Raw genomic sequence first — 19545 nt, 5'->3', positions numbered from 1 at the left:
GACCATAGGAATTTCACAAAAAATTATGTTTTATAACTGGGAGAGACAACATATGGAAGACTTACCTGATTATATGAAAAAGATACTACTAAGGCAGTTCCAGGGAGAGCCTGCCAAGGTAGATAATAAAATAATAAATGACTGGATGGCGCAGCATCCGGGACATAAACAGGACATAGCGCAGCTGATAGCCACCTGGCAGCTGTCGAATGAATTGTTGAAGGAGCCGGAATTCGATACTGCTGCCGCATGGAAAAAGCTTGATCAGCGCATTGTTGCAACGACAGAAAAAAAGAATGATACCTCCCGTTCCGTTTTCCGGATTCTCCCTCTCACCAAAGTTGTGATAGCAGCCGCTATTATAGCAGGGGTTATTTTCGCCGGTTGGTGGATGCAGCAACACCGGCAGGATGCTTTAACAACAGTGGCAGCTGTGACGGATCAACATTTATCCTTGCCCGATGGTAGTGTGGTGTGGTTGCGGAAAGGAGCTTCCATACGGTTTCCCAGGGTTTTTAATTCCCGTGAACGGAAAGTACGGTTAACAGGTGAAGCATTTTTCGATGTAAAACCGGCTAACAACCAGCCCTTTAAAGTAGAAACCAGCAAAGGATTGATTGAGGTATTAGGCACTTCTTTTCTGATAAATGCCGGCAGCCGTCAGGAAAGAGTAGCCGTAGTTACAGGAAAGGTGCTTTTTGCAGATAAAGATCATCCGCAAAAACGATGCATATTGACATCCAATGAAGAAGCCGTTTTTACAGGAACAGCATTTGAGCGGAAAACTTTTACAGACCACCATCTGCCATGGGAAGAAGAAGAATTAAGTTTCAAGGAAGCGCCATTAGAGCAGGTGGCCAAAACATTGACGATATATTACGATAGCCCTGTTAATATTGATACCATACTAACAAGCGGCGCCGGGCGCCTGACAATAACCGCCAGTTTTAAAAGCCAGGGGTTAAGACAGGTAGTGGAAGAAATCACAAAACTAACAGGGCTTCATTACAGGCATCAACAGGACAGCATTATTCTGTACTAATATTTTATTTGACTTATTGTAAGAGATATATCTCATAGAAATCGTGTTACATTTAACGACCTGCCGTCGCTACGGCATTGTTATGTCCTATCCTTCCGGCCATGGTTGCTGCCTGCTTTACTTCTACTCACCGCATTTCTTACGCATGCAACCATTGCAACTGCCCAACAACAGTCTTTAGTAAAGAAAAAGTTCTCCTGTCATCCTGCTACAGGGAATATTCCATTGTTATTGTCGAAGATCAGCAGCTATAGTGGAACTGTTATTGAGTACTCTACAAATTATCTTACTACAGATAGTATCTTTTCTATTGGAGAAGGTACGGTGACGCTGGGTGCTGTTCTGGGGAAGCTGCTGAACGGACAAAAAGTGAAGATTGAAGAAATCAATAACAAGATCATGCTGCTACCTTCCAGCATCGCCTTATCAGAGAAATTACCGGAGAAATATATCCTGTATGGATTTACGATGGAAGAAGGTAGTCTGGAGCCACTGGCGTATGCCTCTGTAAAAGATCTGGAGTCCGGTCAAATGTGCCAGTCTAACATGTTTGGCTACTACAGTATACTACTGCTGCCGGGCAAACACTACCTGGAGGTGAAACACAGCAAGATGCCACCCAGGATAATAGCCATATTTATAACGTCATCCACAAAGAACAATCTCGTTATTTCCCCCGTTAAACTTCCGGAGGTAACCGTTGATGCCGGCAATGCTTTACAACAGGATGGCGGCTCCCGGACGGATAAATACCTGACTGGTGCCTATAATAATTTTTTGGGAGAAAGTGATCCTGTCAGATCCCTGTACCTGATGCCGGGCAATGTTGAAACCCAGGAAACCACCGGCAAGCTCGTTGTCAGAGGAGGCGACCCTGATCAAAGTCTTTTCCTGCTGGATGGCAACCAGGTCTTTAATCCAAGCCACTTACTGGGAGAGATTTCTATCATTAACAATGCATCCGTAAAATCAATCAGGCAATATAAAAATGATTTTCCAAGCCGCTTTGATGGCGCCATATCTTCAGTAACAGAAGTAAATACCAGGGATGGGAACATGGATAAATGGACGGGAGAGGCCAGTGCTGGTTTACTTACAGGCGCATTGACCCTGGAAGGTCCCTTGCGCAAGGGACGCACAGCGCTCATGCTTTCCATGCGTAACAGCTGGTCCAATCCCCTGTTAGATATTCTGGATGACGACTATCGGCTCCGGTTTTATGATATTCATTTTAAGTTAACGCACATTATCGATGCGAACAATAAATTAATGCTTACCGGTTACCTGGGCAGAGACCACCTGAACCTGCGCCAGCATGACTATCAGAACCTGCAGGTGTGGGGAAACCGGCTGGCTACCGTTAACTGGAATCATCTTCTGGGCAAACGCTCTTTCGTTAATACCACATTGAATGTGAGTAATTATAATAACCTTGCAGGTATCAAATTTTCTGTGCTGAATGACAATACCGGAAAAGAAGAAGATAGCAAAGCATTCAGTAATTATGCCTCTATTGAAAGACTGGAAGCCAAGACACAATTTGAATATAATGCATTCTCTCAAGCCCGGTTAAGGTTTGGTGCAAAGGTTGCCCAAACCACCATAAAACCATTTAATACCAGCATCGCCACGGAGTTCCAGGAAGAAACAGACTACTACCAGCCTATGAAGCCGCTCCGCTTCAATGAATATGCTCTTTATATGGAAAACGAGTTCCGCATCGGCACAAATATATTGATAAGGCCAGGGCTTAATTATGCGATGTACAACTTCCGTAACTACCATCATCGTTCCCTGCAACCCAGGTTATTTGCCGCTTACCGGATCAATAAAGCCCAACAGGTTACTTTTTCGTATGCCCGGATGGTACAGTATCTCCACCAGGTCACCAGTCCTTTTCTGGGTATCAACAGCGAGTTCTGGGTACCAAGTACCGCGCTACTGCGTCCGGTAGAAAGTCATATGATCAATGCAGGTTATAATTTTAACGACAAAAAAGGACTTTTCCTTTCCGTAGATGCATACTATAAAACAATGCGAAACAATACCAATTTCGCAGAAAAAGGGAATATTTTTTACGATGAAGATGCCTGGGAAAAAGATATTCTTGCCGGAAAAGGCTGGAGTTATGGCGCAGAGCTACTCGCCCGGAAACAGGTTAACAAATGGCAGTTTCAGCTTTCTTACGCACTCACCTGGAGCCAGCGGCAATTTGCTGGTATCAATGAGGGAAAGAAATATCCCTTCCGTTATGATCGACGCCATAATTTAAATGCCGCTGTCAACTATAATCCACTCCCTAACTGGGATCTGGGCATAGTATGGTATTTTAGTTCCGGCGACCTGTTATTCCTTCCTCCGGGGATAGAGGAGGATTTTGATACCCCCACACCTCCCAATCCCGGCAACAAAGATCCTGACAACACCAATCCTTTCATCTTTGACAGATCAGGCTATCAGTTCAAACGTATCCCTCCTTATCATCGCCTGAATTTTAACACCAATTTCTCCTTCCATTCCGGCAAAACCCTGACACATAAAGTATCTGCCGGTGTGTATAATGCGTACCAGGCACGCAATAAATATATTTTAGATGTCTGGAACCTGCAAAATGATACCTACAATACCACCTTATCAGAAAACCGCCTCTTTGACMTTACTTTCTATTTGTCCTATACACTCCGGTTTTAATTTTTTCACGAAGACGTAGGAAGTTTTTACAATTAGCTGTTCTTACTATAGATATGGTTATGTTACCCCAAAATACAACTTTGCTCTAACTATAACCTACAGGTGTTCACCATGAAGGACCGGAGGCGTCGTAAAGGCGCCTCCTTATTTTTAATTAAGTTAGCACTCCTGCCTTACAACCAACCATCACAGGTAATTCTACAATTTTATCCAACAGCATACCGGAAGAAATCACGCAAACATTTCTGGTCTGGCAATGCTATCTTTTTTCTATCCGCAAAAGAAATGTTAAAGATCCATTTCTCTTTTCCTGGAGATAGGAATATGCATTGTATTCATGTTTCTACAGGGAGCAGATCATCATTTGATATCACCTAAATTTTTCTGTAAACTAAAAAATAATGAAAATGAGAAAAGCAGTTAACACTTCAAAAGCTGTAGCAGCATTCGTATTGGCAGGTGTATTCATCACAGCCTGCAAAAAGAAAACAGACCCCACACCAGGCGCGGAAATTTCCTATCTGCAGGTAATACATGCTTCTCCAAAGGCAGCGGAGATGCTGGTGAATATCAATCAAAAGAAAGCACTGCACAGAGTACAATACCTGTCTGCTCCCAAACCGTATGCTTCCATGCTGTCCGGCGCAAATCTCCCTGTCCAATTAACACTTGGCAGCAACATAGTAGCAGAAAATAAAATCACTTTTGAAAAAGCAGTTAACTATAGCTTGTTCATTTATGATACACTGAAAAATAATAAAGTAAAATTTGTTGTCTTAAAAGATGTGTTTACTAATCCAGGTGTTACAAAAATGAACATCCGTTTTCTCCATCTTTCGCCCAATACTTCCCCGGTAGACATCGACATCTTTAAGGGCAACGACAGCATCCGGCTGGAAAAAGCAAATGCGTTCATCGGAGACAATCCCAATACAACCGCACTTTCCACCTTTAAAGAGATTACCGCAGGAGACTATCGTGTAAAAGTAAAAGTACAGGTGGCTGGTAAACCGGTAACCCTGATTGACATACCTAAAATTCAGTTGACAGCACAGAAAACGGTGACCCTTTTCCTGAGAGGCCTTACCAACGGAACAGCCGGCAACGAAACCGGATTGCAGGTATGGCAACATAAATAAAGCAGGTACTCACAGTTCCCATGACAATTAACAATGGAATAATGAAACATATACAGGCACTATTGTATGGCGCAGTTTTACTGACGTCGTGTATAGAAAGAACAGCCCGGACACCCATCAGCAGTTGTGAATTGCATGGCGATACGGTGATAGTCAATCCGGAATCTGTTCTGGCGAAGAAAATACATATTGATACCATCACGGAACAACTGCTCCGCCAGCAGATGCCGGCCGTAGGAGTAGTAAAGGTGATTCCGAACCAATTTGCAGAAATAGCACCTGCATTTTCAGGAAGGGTCATGGCTGCCTATTTAAAGCTGGGGATGCGGGTTACCCCCCAAACACCACTGTTTACTGTTAGTTCACCCGATTTCATCACTGCTCAGAAAACATTCTTCCAGGCAAAAGAACAACTAGCCCTGGCAGCAAAGAAACTGGAGCGGCAACGTAATCTGGTGGCCAATGGCGTAGGTATACAACGAGAACTGGAAGAGGCCCAAATGAATTTTGATGTAGAGAAAAAAGAATATGAAAGTGCCAAACTGAGCATCCGGTTATTTAAAGCTGATCCGGAACAATTGATATTGGGACAACCTTTAATTATTTACGCTTCTATTGCAGGAGAAGTAGTAGAGAATAAAGTGGTGGTAGGTCAGCTAATTAAAAGTGATGGTGGCAGTGTAGCTGCCATCGCTGAATTATCCAAAGTGTGGGTAGCCGGTCATATCAAGGAAAAGGATATGGGTACCATCCGCGATCTGAGTCAATGCGAGATCTCCATTGCTGCATTGCCCGGCAAAACCGTGAAGGGAAAAATTTTTCACATCAATGAGTTGATGGAAGAAAGTTCCCGCAGTGTAGAAGTACTGATAGAATGTGAAAACCATGATCACCTGCTCAAGCCGGGCATGTTTGTGAATGTTGGTTTTACCAATGCTCCCTTACAGGCCATACTCATTGCCCCCAAAGCATTACTCCAGCAAAGTAATACGGCTTTTGTATTTAAACAGATTGCCGCCGGTAAATACATCCGTCAGGTGGTAGAAACAAACGGTATCCAGGAAAAAAAGGTAGTTGTAAAATCGGGGCTGTCGAAAAGCGAGACTATTATCAGCGATGGCGCCTATTACCTGCTGGACGCCAGATAGCACTTACGCATTAATCAAGAACAACATGATGAACCTGATTTATTTGACCATCAGAAAAAGATGGTTACTGATAGGCTTTTTTTTAATGCTGGCGCTGTTTGGCTATTACTCCTGGAAACAATTGTCAATAGAGGCATACCCGGATATAGCAGATGTAAGTGCGCAGATTATCACACAAGTGCCAGGCCTGGCAGCAGAGGAAATGGAGCAACAGATCACCATACCGGTGGAGAGAGTGTTGAATGGCTTGCCTGGCCTGAGTGTGATGCGTAGCAAGAGTACTTTTGGATTGTCTATTGTCACCATCGTTTTCCAGGATGGCTATGAAGATTACTGGGCACGCCAACGCATCAACGAAAAATTGAACACGCTGGCCCTCCCCTATGGCGCCAAACCGGGAATGGATCCACTGACTTCTCCCATCGGAGAAATCTACCGGTACGTTATAGAGAGTAAAGGCAATGACCTGCGGGAGCTTACAGATCTGCAAAACTGGGTGATCATCCCACGGTTAAAGCAGGAAGCTGGTGTGACCAATGTGACGAACTTCGGGGGAATTACCACACAATACCAGGTGGAGCTGGATCCTGCCAGGTTAGAACAGTACCAGCTATCTCTTACAGATATTCAATCTGCTATTGTCAATAATAACGCAAATGCAGGAGGAAGCATCCTTACCCAGGGGGATCTGGGCTATGTCATCCGCGGCATAGGGTTGGTTAAAACACTGGAAGGCCTTGGCGACCTGGTCATAAAAACTGAAAAGGGGGTTCCTATATTCTTAAAGGATGTAGGGGAAGTAAAATATGGTAACCTGGAACGCAAAAGCATCCTGGGCTTTACAGACAGGCAGGTAAATTACAACGAGAGCATTGAAGGCGTGGTGCAGTTATTAAAAGGTGAAAACCCTTCACTCGTATTACAGGGCGTACATCGTGCCATCGCCGATCTGAATAATAACCTGCTGCCCAAAGGCGTACGTATCCGTCCCTATATGGATCGCACAGAGTTGGTAAACACCACACTGAATACGGTTTCGCATACACTGCTGGAGGGCATGATGCTTGTAATCATAGTGCTCATTGTATTCCTCGGCAGCTGGCGCGGAGCGCTGATAGTGGCTATCACCATACCATTGGCGCTGTTGATCGCCTTCATCCTGATGTATTTTACCAACATTCCGGCCAATCTGCTTTCACTGGGTGCTATTGATTTCGGAATTATTGTGGATGGCGCCATTGTGATGATGGAAACTATCCTGAAGAAGCGGGAAGAAGATGAGATGGCTCCTTTAGAGGAGCTATCCATTGCACAACGGGCTGCACTTGTTGGCAAGCCGGTGTTGTTTGCCACCATTATCATCATTACCGCTTACCTGCCGCTGTTTGCCTTTGAAAGAGTGGAACGCAAGCTATTCACCCCGATGGCATTCACCGTCAGCTATGCCCTGGTAGGTGCATTGATTGTAGCCATGTTGCTGATACCCGGTCTGGCTTATGCCGTTTATCGGAAGCCCCGTAAATTGTATCATAACAAATGGCTGGAAAAATTATCCGCCCTTTACCTTGGCCGTATTCAGAAGATCATGAAGCGGCCGGGCCGGGTACTGTTTCCGCTCTCTCTTGTATTGATCAGTGCTGCCATACTTTCCGCCACGGTAGGAAAAGATTTTCTGCCATCACTGGATGAAGGTTCCATCTGGCTACAGGTGCAACTGCCCACTGGCATATCGCTGCAGAAATCAAAAGAAATGAGCGATTCATTGCGCGTGGCCACCATGAAACACCCTGAGATTACTTACATGATGGTGCATGCCGGCAGAAATGATGATGGCACCGATCCCTGGTCTGCCTCCCATTTTGAATGTTCTATAGGATTGAAGCCTTATAAAGACTGGCCCAAAGGCAAAACCAAAGCAGACCTCATAGATGAGCTGGGGGCTGAATACTCAGCCATGCCAGGTTATACAGTTGGATTCAGTCAGCCGATGATCGACAACGTGATGGACAGGATATCAGGAGCTCACAGTGAGCTGGTATTAAAGGTATATGGAGATGATTTTGCAGAAACCCGGCGGATAGCACAACAGGCACTGCAAACCCTGCGGAAAATAAAAGGTGCGGTAGATCTTTCGATAGACCAGGAACCACCGCTTCCTCAATTACAGATTAAAATCGACAGGGCTGCTGTTGCGCAGTACGGACTCAATGTTAATAACGTAGCAGAGCTGGTGGAAGTAGCCATTGGTGGCAAAGCAGTTTCCCAGCTTTTTACCGGCAACAAGGTATATGATATTACCTGCCGTTATAAAGAAGAAAGCAGGAATACACCAGAGAAGATTGCCAACTTGTTGCTACTCTCCCAAACCGGTGCCAGGATTCCCTTATCACAGGTAGCAACCATCAGTACTACCACAGGAGAAGGTACCATTACCCGTGAAATGAACAAAAGGCACTTAACAGTAAAACTTAACCTGCGGAATGTCGACTTGTCCTCTTTTATGGAGCAGGCCAGGAACAGTATTGAAAAAACGGTCACTTATGACCATGAGCAATACAGGATTGTGTGGGGAGGACAGTTTGAAAATCAAAAACGTGCATACGCAAAACTGGCGGTTATTGTTCCCATCACTCTGCTGTTTATGTTCTTCCTGCTATATGGTGCGTTCGGACGGTTCCGGCAGGCGGGCCTTATTCTCAGTATTGTACCATTGGCATTGTTTGGTGGCATGCTGGCGCTTAATGTCCGCGGCATGACCTTAAATGTATCATCTGCCGTTGGCTTTATTGCGTTGTTTGGTGTCGCTATTCAGAATGGGGTAATTATGATCTCCAACTTCAATGAATTGCGCATGCAGGGACAACCGCTGCTGGCTGCCGTAATAGCCGGTGCGGCCAACAGGTTCAGGCCTATATTGATGACAGCTACAGTAGCCGTGCTGGGTTTGTTGCCTGCCTCGCTGGCCACAGGAATAGGATCAGATGTTCAACGGCCACTGGCCACCGTGGTAGTATATGGCCTGTTGGCCGCCACCGTCATCACATTATTTGTATTACCTGCTTTATACTATATGCTTGAAAGCAAATGGGGCGCCACAGACTATCAGAAAAAGGATGAAAAAATATTAAAACAATGAACATGAAATATTGGGGCACCCTTTTATTACTTTCTTTAGCATTAGCAGGGAAAGCACAGATAAAAGATTCGTTGACCTATACCCGTTTTTTAACCGGTGTAAGTAATCACAACCTGCCGTATGTAACAGAGCAGTTCAATATCAACCTGGCAGAGGCCAGGTTGATATCCGCGAGGGTTTTCCCTGATCCTAACCTGTCATTCGGTTGGGTGGACAACGGGCAGAAAAGAATGAAAATGGGTTATGGATTTAATACTTCTGTCAGCTGGCTGCTGGAACTCGGAGGCAAAAGGCAAGCCCGCATTGGTCTCGCGCAAAGCCAGCTGGAGTTAACAGCGTCCCTGGTGGCCAACTATTACCGGCATCTCCGTGCAGACGCAACGCTGGCTTATCTGCAGGTATTGCTGAAGGAAAATTTACTCCAGGTGACCAGAGAATCCTACCAAAGCATGTTGAAATTTGCCAGGGCAGATAGCATCCGCTTTAAATTAGGAGAGATAAAAGAAGTAGATGCCCGCCAAAGTAAACTAGAGGCTGGCAACATGCTGAACACAGTATACAGTAATGAAGCTGCCCTCAACGCTGCCCAACTGCAACTCGCCATGCTGATGGGCAGGCAATCCGATACACTTTACTATCCGGTTCACCGCAGCCTCCAATTTGAACGGGATTTTAGTTTAAAAGAACTGATGAATACAGCTGTCGCCAACAGAGCCGATATCCTCGCCGCACTGAAGGATAAAGAAGTGGCTACCCGCATGGTTAAACTGGCACAGGCAAACCGGATACCTGATCTTGGACTGAACATAGGTGCGGCACAAAACACAGGAGCCACCAATGTGATTGCTCCTACTCCATCCACGAATGTTGTTTCGGCTGGCATTTCCATTCCACTGAAATTCTCCGGCAGGTACAGAGGGGAGCTACTCACGGCGCAATACAACGCCTCCCAGACTGCAGCACGTTACCAGCAGGCAGTGATACAGGTACAAACAGAAGTAGCCACCACCTATTACAATTACCTCTATGCCCGTAAACAAGTGGATCAATTCAATACCGGATTATTACAGGAGGCAGCTAAAGTGCTGGATGGCAAAATATATAGTTACCGCTCCGGCGAAATCAATCTGCTGGAAGTATTAAATGCACAACGCACCTACAATAGTATCAGACAAAACTATTTCGAAGCATTAAACGGATATGCCACTGCCTTAGTTGAAATGGAAAGAGCAGCGGGGATCTGGGATATTAATTTATAAACTTATTACATGAAACACGTTTTAGTGATACTATGCTTCTTTGCTACACTGCAACCGGCTTCCTCACAGCAGGACAGCACCAGGTGGCCAGCGGCCCCCCGATACAGGGAAGTATCTTTTGGATTACTGGCCGGGATTTCGTCCAGTTCACTTAATGGCAAAGATCTCCATCTGTTGTCAACCGGTGGTTGGGTGAGGCCTTTATCCGGCATATTTGCAGGCATAGTAGTCAACTCCAGGCTCGGAAAGCATGTTGGATTAAAAACGGAACTAGCCATCGGCCAAAGTGGCGCTGTATTACATCAGCTGGACAGTTCTACCCAACAGCCCTATAACAGTCGCTTCAAAAGTACTTACCTGTTCATACAACCCATTAACCCTACCATTTATTTCCACGGATTCCGGTTGTCTGCCGGACCTTATCTGAGTGGACTCCTCAGTGCCAGCATGGAGCGCAAAGGCAGTGATGGCAAAATATTTACTGATAAAAATATTTTCGGCACCCCTACCTCCTCCGGAGGATTCCGTTATAAAATAGATGCAGGCATAGTGATAGCACTAAATTACGAATTTAAAAACGGATTTAACATAGGCGCCAGTTACAGCAGAGGGTTTGTTCCGGTAATGGAAGATCCCCGGGTACAAACGCAATGGAAGGTGTATAACCAACAATTGAATTGCTTTCTCGGTTATAACTGGAAGAAAAAATAAAACGGACTGATATTTTACGCAGGCAATAATTTAAAACTCATTTACTCATTAAGATAGGATAGTATGACAGTAAGATTCTTTGTTATTCTCTCCGCAATCACGTTAGGCGCCTTCCCCTATATGGTATCATGCCCAAAGCGGGAAAAAGTGCTCCCTTTCCCTGCTAACAAACATGCGCTGGATACCAGTAAGTATAGTCTTGTATTTGAAGACAACTTTTCCGGCAACCTTGATAAATGGAATATCTGGACAGGTGGGGCTTATAATGATGAACTGCAATACTACCGGGAGGATAATTTAAAATTGCAAAATGGTATTTTAGCAATTAATGCAAGAAAAGAAAATGCAACCGGCCCCGAAGTACCTGGCAGTACTGATCTCAAAAATTTCGACTACACTTCAGGGCGGATAGAATCGAAGTTTGAATTTAATGCAGCTGTCTCCACGGGGGGTATAAGGATAAGTGCGGGCATCAGGCTCGCACCAGGATATGGCATGTGGCCAGCCTTCTGGACATATGGTGATCCCTGGCCCACACATGGTGAGATCGACATACTGGAAGCTACCGGTGAGGGACAAAGCTATACAACCGACTATTTTTATGGTAAAAAACCAGGAAAAGTACAAACTGACGATGACCTCACCGTTAAAACGATTACCAGCAGCACTGACCTCACCAAAGACACTCACCTCTATGAAGTTGAATGGACACAACATCCTCTCACTTACTATTTGGATGGACGGATAGTTGACCAGAAACTATCAACGGATCCTGGCGGGGAGTACATCTCTTCTTTTTATAATAAGCTTCAGCACGTGACACTGAATCTGGCCGTAGGTGGCAGGATGTTCGGTAGCAATTTTGATCCCTCCCGGATTAAAACGGGGACTATGTATGTAGACTGGGTCCGCATTTATAAGATAAAATAATCCTTATCCTGTATGCAGAATCCACAGATATAACCTTTACTAAAAAACGCCATTCACTTAGTGAAGCTTACCATTGGCCCAGGCAATAAACAAAGTATTAATATTTGAATTGATGGCCTGTTTGTATGCCTGGTTTACAACTGTCAGCCAATTAGTACCCGCCAGATCAGCGGAGCCATATTTTTCTTTGTATTGTTCCCGCGTTGTGCTAATTATTCTTGCAAATTTACCGGTGCCTTTGATATTCGCTTCATTAATCTGGCTGATATCAATGACGTCATTCTTTTTTAGGAATACCGTAACACCATCTTTAAAGAAATAGGCCTTAAATCCCGTGCCATCCATATCTTCATACACAATACCAAGAACCGGAAATTGCCCTCCGGAGGCTGATCTGACAGATTGAATAATAAGGTCTGTATTCTTTTTCTCCAGCTTACCGGTGGTAATTACACAGGTCGAAATAATCCAGGAAGCCAGTTTTTTTGAATCCGGATTGAGCATATAAACTTCAGCCGTTAATGCTCCTTTGATTTTATCTTTGACAGCGTATTTGTACAGAGCAACATTCACGCCTTCCCATCCTTTCAATGTATCAGTTGTACTGATCAGATGTTGCTCCATATACCTGGTCTTAATAATCTGTTTTTCTACACGTCCGGAAATAACGCTCAGACTATCTCTTAAATAGGTATCCAGAGCGGCATTCTCCTGTGAATAACAAGTGAGGGCGGCGTTCAAAAAAGCAATCGCCAATATGATTGTTTTCATACTTATAAATTTAGGGTATTAAATATTTTCTCGATGCCCTTGCGATAATATTTTCCGCCAAGATGATTGTATCCCTTTTCTGCGATGTCAAAAGCATATTGCAGCGAGGCTTCTCTTTCTGATAAAATATTATTACGGATGTTTTCCCGGTATCTCTCTGCAGCACCGATATACCTTTTACCTAATAAAATTTTATATACCAGGTATTGAATACATGCTGGTCTATCTGTAAAAACACGATACCTGTTATCTACCCGAATTGATTCATTAAAAATAACCCGGTTTTCGCCCAACCTTTTTAAAGCTTTATTATTCACGCCTTCACTTGGCTGCCCCCTTAATACATAGGCTGCAATGGTATCCCTGGTAAAAACTTTTATTCCAAACAGATTGTTCGCATAATAAGCGGTCCTGGTAAACCCATATCCACTTTCCGCAATAGCCATGGCTAAAATAGTCTTTGCCGGTAGTTTTTCTTTATTACATACTGAATCAATAAAGCCGCTGACGGATTCAATAAATTGCGCCTTTTCGATTGCCGCAGGATGATCAATGGCGCTGAGATAGCAATTATCATTTCTACCATTCACAGCATCTTCATTGGGTGTAGGAGGAAATTTGACAGTCTGGGCGGAAACAGTAAACACGACAAAAGTACTGAATGCCAACAATAGGACTTGTTTCATATTTCTGATTTTGGGGTCACGAAGTAAGAAAACAACTTAATACAGGGGGTTGAGTTTATAAAACCTCTGGCATAAAGGTATAAAAAATACATCAACAATACATGGATACGCTTAAACACGCGGAAAATCGTTTCCCTGTAACTAAACGTTAATCAGAAATCATTTAATTCATCAGTAGCAGGTAACTTCCTGTAATTCAGCAGGACAGGTCATAGCATCAATTAACCCGATGGCTTACCTATCATTTAGCAATGATCTCATCAAACATCCGGGAGGTAATATCTGACAATCCATGGTGGCCAATAATACGCTTATACGACAATTTATTTCTTTTCAGATACTGATAAAATTCCCTTGAAACGGGTATGGCAGGAATCAGTGTAGCGTCCTCTGGAAGAGATAACAGATCTCCTTCAAAAATGATGGACTCCTTTGGCAGGTACATAAAAGACAAGCCCTGTGCGTGGCTATTAGGCACTTCAAATAAATCGATGCGGTGTTTACTGTCACTGATAATTTTGTGATCTTTAAAAAAAACAAACGTGGGAGTTGTTCCGGCCAACAGGTCCCGTATAGGCTTTTCCATTGATGGCGTGCAAATAATGCCGGCGCCTTCGGCTATCAATTTACGAATACCGGCAATATGGTCCTTATGAAAATGTGAAAGATGCACATATTTGATGGGCTTACCAGGCAGCGTCTGATGAATCAATGCAATCACCGATCCGGTAACCTCTGCTGAAACCGGCGCTTCTGTGACCACTACATAATCTTCCATGTTGATGAAAATTACGTTCCTGTCATCATCTACTTTTTCTACTAAAAAAATGTCCGGTGCAATTTCTTTTGCTATGAGCGGCTTATTTATTTCTTCTTCCACATGATAACCTACCGGTAAATCAAATGTCCCGGGCGTAACCGCATCATTGATACYGAAAGTTGTTAAATGATCTGTAAAAACAGGCTTGTMATTTAATAGTTGCCTTACCATTTGGGGAACCCAATAACCATTAACACGGGTGTATTCATCAAAGTACTGCGTGCTGACATTATTACCCGCTATGCTGCTGTTTTTATGTAATTGCCCTGTTTGCGCATCCAGCCATAATTCCTGTGATCCCGATTTTAAAGTCCGGCGAATAACCACCTCCTGTGCAACATGTTCCAATTGCAGTGCATCCTGACTATTTAAAGCTTCTTCTAAAATATAATAAGGGATGTTGGCAAGTGCATTCTGGTAATTACTGTTGTAGAAGGAACTATTCAGTTTAAAAAGCGATTTACCTGTTCGTGATCCGACTACATCATATACATAGAATATCGAATCCCGGCCAATACGGATAGTATTAAAAGTATAACCTCCAGGGTAATGACTGACCGAATGATGCATATAGCGATTGTTCACCACGTCCACACTGATTTCATATGTATCTTTTTCCTCCTTTGGATGATTGTAGTCATAGCTTTGGAAGGGATTATAGATATCCCGGTTTGTGGCGTACTTAAAAGCTTTGACTGCGTCCCATTGCCCATTGGACCTCATTGCCCAACGTATAAATTCAGTGGGTTGCTGTGCTATTGAAACAATAGGAAAAAGCACTAAAATAAGAAGGTAGTATTTCATAAATAATTTCTTACCGGCAAAGCTAAAATATAAGAGCCGGCTGCCATGTGCAGAAATTATCATTTCTTGTTCCTGGAGGTATCAGGAGAAACACCATACCACTTTTTGAATACACGGCAAAAAGCACTGACATTTTCAAAACCGCACATCCATGTTATTTGCTGAATGGAAAGAGTGCTATCCTTCAATAATGCAACCGCATGTTCCAGCCGGATCCGGGTTAAATACTGATGCGGTGTAGTCTGAAATACGTTCCTGAACTGGCGTATCAGTTGCGGGGCAGACAAACAGGACAGACTACTCAATACGTCCAGATCTATATCTTCATTAAACGTTGAATGCAGTACATCCTTCGCTACACAAAGACGCTTATAAATTTCAGTTCTTGTTCCTGACTTGACTGCATCGACCCTTTTTGTCCGTACTTTTTCGTTTGTTTGTTGGGCAATCAGATGACGCAGTAAGTAGGTGAGCAGTTCATCTGCGCTGCTTTTATTATATCCGCACTCATCCAGATGATTTATTAGCCGACTTATTCTTTGCTGAAATAACAGGTCTGCGGTGTAAAGGGTTTGATGAAATTCCGGGAGTATACTTGTGGCAGCTGGACCATCCAGTAACTTTTCTTCCGTGTTCATACTATCGTAAAACACCTCCGAGGCAAATTCTCTCTTAAAAAAAACAGCAAGACTTTTAACTTTCTCATAACTATTTATGCTGCTGGAATAAGATTGATCTTCGTTCAGCATCAAAAATTGCGCGGGCCTCACTGCAATGTCGACATTATTCACACGATACCACTCCTCCCCGCTTAAAACTGCTTTAAGAGAAAGGCAACCTACATGATCTTCACAATAGCTTTTACTAACAGTTGCGTTAAAGATAATATTATGCTTACTGAATTTACTAAAATGCAATTGTTCATCGAAACCAGGCGCTGTATGATCCGGAAGCGTTTTAAAATACATACTTTTTAAATTATGCCCGTTAGGAATCCAATTTTCTTAAACTCTCTTCCGATAAGATAGTGTTTTCAAGAATGCTGTTGGCTAAATATCGAAATATATATAAAGATATCAAAACTTCTAAATTATCAGGATTCGATGTTCAACTTTAGTGGCGTACTTATCTGTTTGCTTCAAAAGCAAATTTGTCATGATTGGGAAGTAGCCTCCTATGAGATAATACCGCAGTAATATCTGCTAATTTTCAGGAACCGATTTTTAATTACTTCGACACCACCGGTTGACCGTATCACAGACCTAAAACAACCTGATGAAGCCATATTCTTTACCAGTAGCCCATATCACTCCTGTATTCTATTCACCTTCATAAAAATCTAAACATGAAAAAGTTAACATTGTTTATTGCCATGCTGCTTACGGTACAACTCATGTCTGCAGCTACCAACCCACACACAAAGAAAAATCCCGTTGTAAAGAAGACTGCTGTTTCCACTGATGTACATGGCCGTCGTTCTGCTTCTATTGTTGTTAGCGGCATCTATATCTACCGTGATGGCGATTATGAAACAATAAGCCCGCTATGTAGCATTCTCTCTACAGCTAAGGCGTATGTTATTAATCAGAACACGAACACATACAATTATATAAGTTGTCCGTCATCCAGTACTAATGTGGTTGTTTCAGTGGGAGATAAGATAGAGCTGAGATACAAACCACTTTCCGGTGGCCACGGTGATCCCGCCAGAAGCGGTTATTACATCATTACCCAGGAAGATATAAATAACGGGGCGGTAGAGCTAAGTATAGGATTTACTAATAATCAGCACCTGCAAAAATAACAGGCACCTGTAATACTTATTTATTTTCAAGTGTCGCGCTGCTATTAATGGTATCTGCATTATGAGCGGCATTGAACTAAAAAGGAAAAAAGACAACCCTTTTCAGAAAGGATTGTCTTTTTTTCTTTTACCGCGAAATAGTGCAGGCTTATCCGCAATTTGTCTATTCTGGTAATTAATAATAAAAGTACCTTGCCTGTTATTATTATACAATGAAACACAAGCCGTCAATACCTGTATATCATCTACGCGAACGTGCGGCCAGGAACTTTCACCTGTTTACTTTTGATGAATACCCCGGCATTTCACACTGGAACCAGGCCCACCGGGATGACCACTACCTCTTGTTAATTCTGATACAATATTGGCTTTGGAGAAATGTCATTGTACCCGAACCTTATTATCAGTGTTTCCTCCTGTTTTCATATTCTCCCTGGCAGACACCGGCAAAAAGCATGGCAAATTCGTCTTTCCGAAAAAAAAATAAAAATACACGTTAGGGGTATCCCTATTGCACAAACGTCTATTATAAAATAACAAGACACCACCAATTTAAAACACTGTTATAACCAGTAAGTTATAGGAAGCAATAGTATCACTGTTACATGGCAGTCAACATTTTTTGGTCAGATCTATTAAAAAAATACAGAACGCTGCATACAGCAGGAATAGCGCTGAGCTGAAGGCAGATACGGATATTATCCAATGCCGTTACCCGACAGTCAGTATCGCCTATTTTTGAGTATAAGCCCCATTTGTTCTTATGCAAAACTATCCGAAGCAAGCAAAAAAAAATTTACCCTCATCAGCTATTACCATCACCAGTTTGGGGAAGCGTATATTATGCAGTGTCAGACCTGTTATTGCGGCACTTGGCATGACGGCCTTAACCGTCTGCCTATGCCTGCTGTCTAATACCGCATCGGGGTATGTATATGGAGAGCATAAACTCATTGGAGACAAAGCCTTTTACAGGATAATGCAATCCATAAAAAACGAACCCGGCAGTGCAAAGCTGTTGCAATACCTGGAAAACCTGACCAGCCTGCAGGGCAACTATTACAACCTGACTGGTCTTTCTGCATCTGGCGCCTCTGCGGTAACTTATGGCACCATCAACGGTCTTGCCGGTGACCACCAGAGCGACCCCGTTTTACTGGAAGCGCAACTGAGGGATTCCGGCTCCATCATTCAGAAGATCATCGCCCTGCATCAAAAATACCTGGACAAGGGCATGAAAGCCGCCCCCGATGGAGAGCTGGTATCGTTGGATCTTAACTATGCCCTGGCAGCCACCGGCAACCTGTCGCATTTTTATGCCTATGGTAAAACGTTTCCTGACCACCTGAAAAACTTTGACGCCGATAAGATACGGGAAGCCACCACCTGGTCTAACCTCGCCGCCCTAACGAAAAGCCTGGGGCATACCAATGCCATCCGGATGTATGTAAGCCTTCACCTCGTAGCCCTTACACTTGCTGAGATGAGCGGCAGAAAAGCCCGCCAGGATGATGCCGATGCACATGCCCTGCTGCAGAGCGCCATCTTCATCAATGCTTTTGCTGATCACTTCCTGGAAGATGCCTTCTCCGCGGGTCACCTTATTGTGAACCGTACCATTGCGGAATCATTTACCAACAACAAAGCATTGCATGATTTTTATTGTGAAAATGGAACCAGTGTGGTAAACAGGAAAGGAGAAATATGGTATACTTATGGCGATGGAAAGTTTGAGGAAAATACAACCGCAGGTGAAAGGGCCATCGCTGCAGTCACCCTTTCCATACAAGATCTTTTTACGGCATTTAACGAAGCCGCCGGCAACAACCGCTACGTGGGCTTCCTGGACCGTATACCACAGAATAAACCGGATCAGGCCATGTACCTTATCCGCAACATCCCCGCCCTTTCTTACGTGCCCATACCCTATAACTCAAAGCTGGACGGACTCATGGCAAAAGGTGTTACTATTACAGTACCCATCAGGAAGGCTAATCAGCTGCTTTACTACCGCAATTTCATCCGGAGCAGGGTCGGCAATTCTATCGTGATCGGTACACAAAATGAAGTTACCAACACTGAATCCTTCCGTGGTTTTGAAATAAGAGTCAATGCCTTCAACTTCAGCAAACGATATAAGTACAACTCCAAGGGTGGTAAAAAAGGAATGCTTGATTACTGGCACGGCTATACGGCCTCATATGATTATATGAAGTACAACAACGACCCCGAAAAAGAAAAAAGTTACCAGGTCGCTGCCGGCATCAGAAGCAACTTCGATTACTGGCTGAGTGAAAAAAGATTCCTTGGCATGTACACCTACCTGGAAACAGGCGTCCGCTTCCAGCACCGTAAACCAGACCTGGTATTTATACCTTCCGTAGGTATCCATCTCGGCTCCCTTTTCAACATCAACTACTACAGCATGCCCGGCTGGCTGCGCATACCCGCTATGTATCTCCTGCCGCTGAAAGTACGTGCAGGCTCTATCCTCTCCCTGAAAGATAAACCCGTAAACTTCGCGGAAATAGAGTTGGATTTGTTTTTATAAATGGAAAACGCAGAGACTTAATTGCCGGTCACACCGGAACGGCTGCCCTCACA

The 19545-nt window shown here is 43.7% G+C and carries 14 protein-coding genes; 10 read left to right on the top strand and 4 right to left on the bottom strand.

Annotated features, from left to right (window positions below; genetic code table 11):
• The first annotated feature begins 73 nt into the window (after positions 1–73).
• The 8 genes from AC1DCV_RS24375 (at position 74) to AC1DCV_RS24340 (ending at position 12056) form a co-directional block, all read left to right on the top strand.
• Complete coding sequence (locus AC1DCV_RS24375; protein ID WP_477025603.1) at positions 74–1042, top strand: FecR family protein; 969 nt, start codon at positions 74–76, stop codon at positions 1040–1042.
• A 105-nt stretch (positions 1043–1147) separates the two neighbouring features.
• Positions 1148–3733, top strand: a complete 2586-nt coding sequence (locus tag AC1DCV_RS24370) for a TonB-dependent receptor (protein ID WP_477025602.1) — start codon at positions 1148–1150, stop codon at positions 3731–3733.
• A gap of 407 nt (positions 3734–4140) precedes the next feature.
• Complete coding sequence (locus AC1DCV_RS24365; protein ID WP_477025601.1) at positions 4141–4872, top strand: DUF4397 domain-containing protein; 732 nt, start codon at positions 4141–4143, stop codon at positions 4870–4872.
• 41 nt (positions 4873–4913) lie between these two features.
• On the top strand, positions 4914–6020 hold the full coding sequence (locus AC1DCV_RS24360; protein ID WP_477025600.1) for an efflux RND transporter periplasmic adaptor subunit: 1107 nt from the start codon (positions 4914–4916) through the stop codon (positions 6018–6020).
• A 25-nt stretch (positions 6021–6045) separates the two neighbouring features.
• Positions 6046–9156 carry an efflux RND transporter permease subunit gene (locus AC1DCV_RS24355; protein WP_477025599.1) on the top strand — a complete coding sequence of 1037 codons (3111 nt, stop codon included), beginning with the start codon at positions 6046–6048 and terminating at the stop codon, positions 9154–9156.
• A gap of 2 nt (positions 9157–9158) precedes the next feature.
• Complete coding sequence (locus AC1DCV_RS24350; RefSeq protein ID WP_477025598.1) at positions 9159–10415, top strand: TolC family protein; 1257 nt, start codon at positions 9159–9161, stop codon at positions 10413–10415.
• Between the two features lie 9 nt (positions 10416–10424).
• Positions 10425–11126: a porin family protein gene (locus AC1DCV_RS24345; protein ID WP_477025597.1), complete on the top strand. Its 702-nt coding sequence runs from the start codon at positions 10425–10427 to the stop codon at positions 11124–11126.
• 63 nt (positions 11127–11189) lie between these two features.
• The gene (locus AC1DCV_RS24340) at positions 11190–12056 is read left to right on the top strand and encodes a glycoside hydrolase family 16 protein (protein ID WP_477025596.1); all 867 of its coding nucleotides are present in this window, start codon (positions 11190–11192) and stop codon (positions 12054–12056) included.
• Between the two features lie 57 nt (positions 12057–12113).
• On the opposite strand, the gene AC1DCV_RS24335 is transcribed toward AC1DCV_RS24340, so the two are convergent.
• The 4 genes from AC1DCV_RS24335 to AC1DCV_RS24320 all read right to left on the bottom strand — a co-directional run bounded on the left by AC1DCV_RS24335 (position 12114) and on the right by AC1DCV_RS24320 (position 16105).
• Positions 12114–12827, bottom strand: a complete 714-nt coding sequence (locus tag AC1DCV_RS24335; protein ID WP_477025595.1) for a hypothetical protein — start codon at positions 12825–12827, stop codon at positions 12114–12116.
• A 2-nt stretch (positions 12828–12829) separates the two neighbouring features.
• Positions 12830–13513, bottom strand: coding sequence for a glucosaminidase domain-containing protein (locus AC1DCV_RS24330; RefSeq protein WP_477025594.1), 684 nt, complete (start codon positions 13511–13513; stop codon positions 12830–12832).
• Between the two features lie 241 nt (positions 13514–13754).
• Positions 13755–15137 carry an MBL fold metallo-hydrolase gene (locus AC1DCV_RS24325; protein ID WP_477025593.1) on the bottom strand — a complete coding sequence of 461 codons (1383 nt, stop codon included), beginning with the start codon at positions 15135–15137 and terminating at the stop codon, positions 13755–13757.
• A 59-nt stretch (positions 15138–15196) separates the two neighbouring features.
• Positions 15197–16105, bottom strand: a complete 909-nt coding sequence (locus AC1DCV_RS24320) for an AraC family transcriptional regulator (protein WP_477025592.1) — start codon at positions 16103–16105, stop codon at positions 15197–15199.
• Positions 16106–16482: 377 nt separating this feature from the next.
• On the opposite strand from AC1DCV_RS24320, the gene AC1DCV_RS24315 reads away from it, so the two are divergent.
• Positions 16483–16941 (top strand): hypothetical protein, encoded by a 459-nt coding sequence (locus AC1DCV_RS24315; RefSeq protein ID WP_477025591.1) that lies wholly within the window; start codon positions 16483–16485, stop codon positions 16939–16941.
• Between the two features lie 979 nt (positions 16942–17920).
• Positions 17921–19492 carry a hypothetical protein gene (locus tag AC1DCV_RS24310; RefSeq protein WP_477025590.1) on the top strand — a complete coding sequence of 524 codons (1572 nt, stop codon included), beginning with the start codon at positions 17921–17923 and terminating at the stop codon, positions 19490–19492.
• The last annotated feature ends 53 nt before the right edge of the window (positions 19493–19545 follow it).

This window comes from Chitinophaga sp. 10T418 (assembly GCF_056394125.1).
This window is presented reverse-complemented; position numbering and strand designations above follow the sequence as displayed.

What these genes read in the sequence shown, in the direction of transcription:
- AC1DCV_RS24375 (WP_477025603.1), top strand. Translation starts at nt 74, where the DNA reads ATGAAAAAGATACTACTAAGGCAGTTCCAGGGAGAGCCTGCCAAGGTA.
- AC1DCV_RS24365 (WP_477025601.1), top strand. Translation starts at nt 4,141, where the DNA reads ATGAGAAAAGCAGTTAACACTTCAAAAGCTGTAGCAGCATTCGTATTG.
- AC1DCV_RS24360 (WP_477025600.1), top strand. Translation starts at nt 4,914, where the DNA reads ATGAAACATATACAGGCACTATTGTATGGCGCAGTTTTACTGACGTCG.
- AC1DCV_RS24355 (WP_477025599.1), top strand. Translation starts at nt 6,046, where the DNA reads ATGATGAACCTGATTTATTTGACCATCAGAAAAAGATGGTTACTGATA.
- AC1DCV_RS24350 (WP_477025598.1), top strand. Translation starts at nt 9,159, where the DNA reads ATGAAATATTGGGGCACCCTTTTATTACTTTCTTTAGCATTAGCAGGG.
- AC1DCV_RS24345 (WP_477025597.1), top strand. Translation starts at nt 10,425, where the DNA reads ATGAAACACGTTTTAGTGATACTATGCTTCTTTGCTACACTGCAACCG.
- AC1DCV_RS24340 (WP_477025596.1), top strand. Translation starts at nt 11,190, where the DNA reads ATGACAGTAAGATTCTTTGTTATTCTCTCCGCAATCACGTTAGGCGCC.
- AC1DCV_RS24335 (WP_477025595.1), bottom strand. Translation starts at nt 12,827, where the DNA reads ATGAAAACAATCATATTGGCGATTGCTTTTTTGAACGCCGCCCTCACT.
- AC1DCV_RS24330 (WP_477025594.1), bottom strand. Translation starts at nt 13,513, where the DNA reads ATGAAACAAGTCCTATTGTTGGCATTCAGTACTTTTGTCGTGTTTACT.
- AC1DCV_RS24320 (WP_477025592.1), bottom strand. Translation starts at nt 16,105, where the DNA reads ATGTATTTTAAAACGCTTCCGGATCATACAGCGCCTGGTTTCGATGAA.
- AC1DCV_RS24315 (WP_477025591.1), top strand. Translation starts at nt 16,483, where the DNA reads ATGAAAAAGTTAACATTGTTTATTGCCATGCTGCTTACGGTACAACTC.
- AC1DCV_RS24310 (WP_477025590.1), top strand. Translation starts at nt 17,921, where the DNA reads ATGCAATCCATAAAAAACGAACCCGGCAGTGCAAAGCTGTTGCAATAC.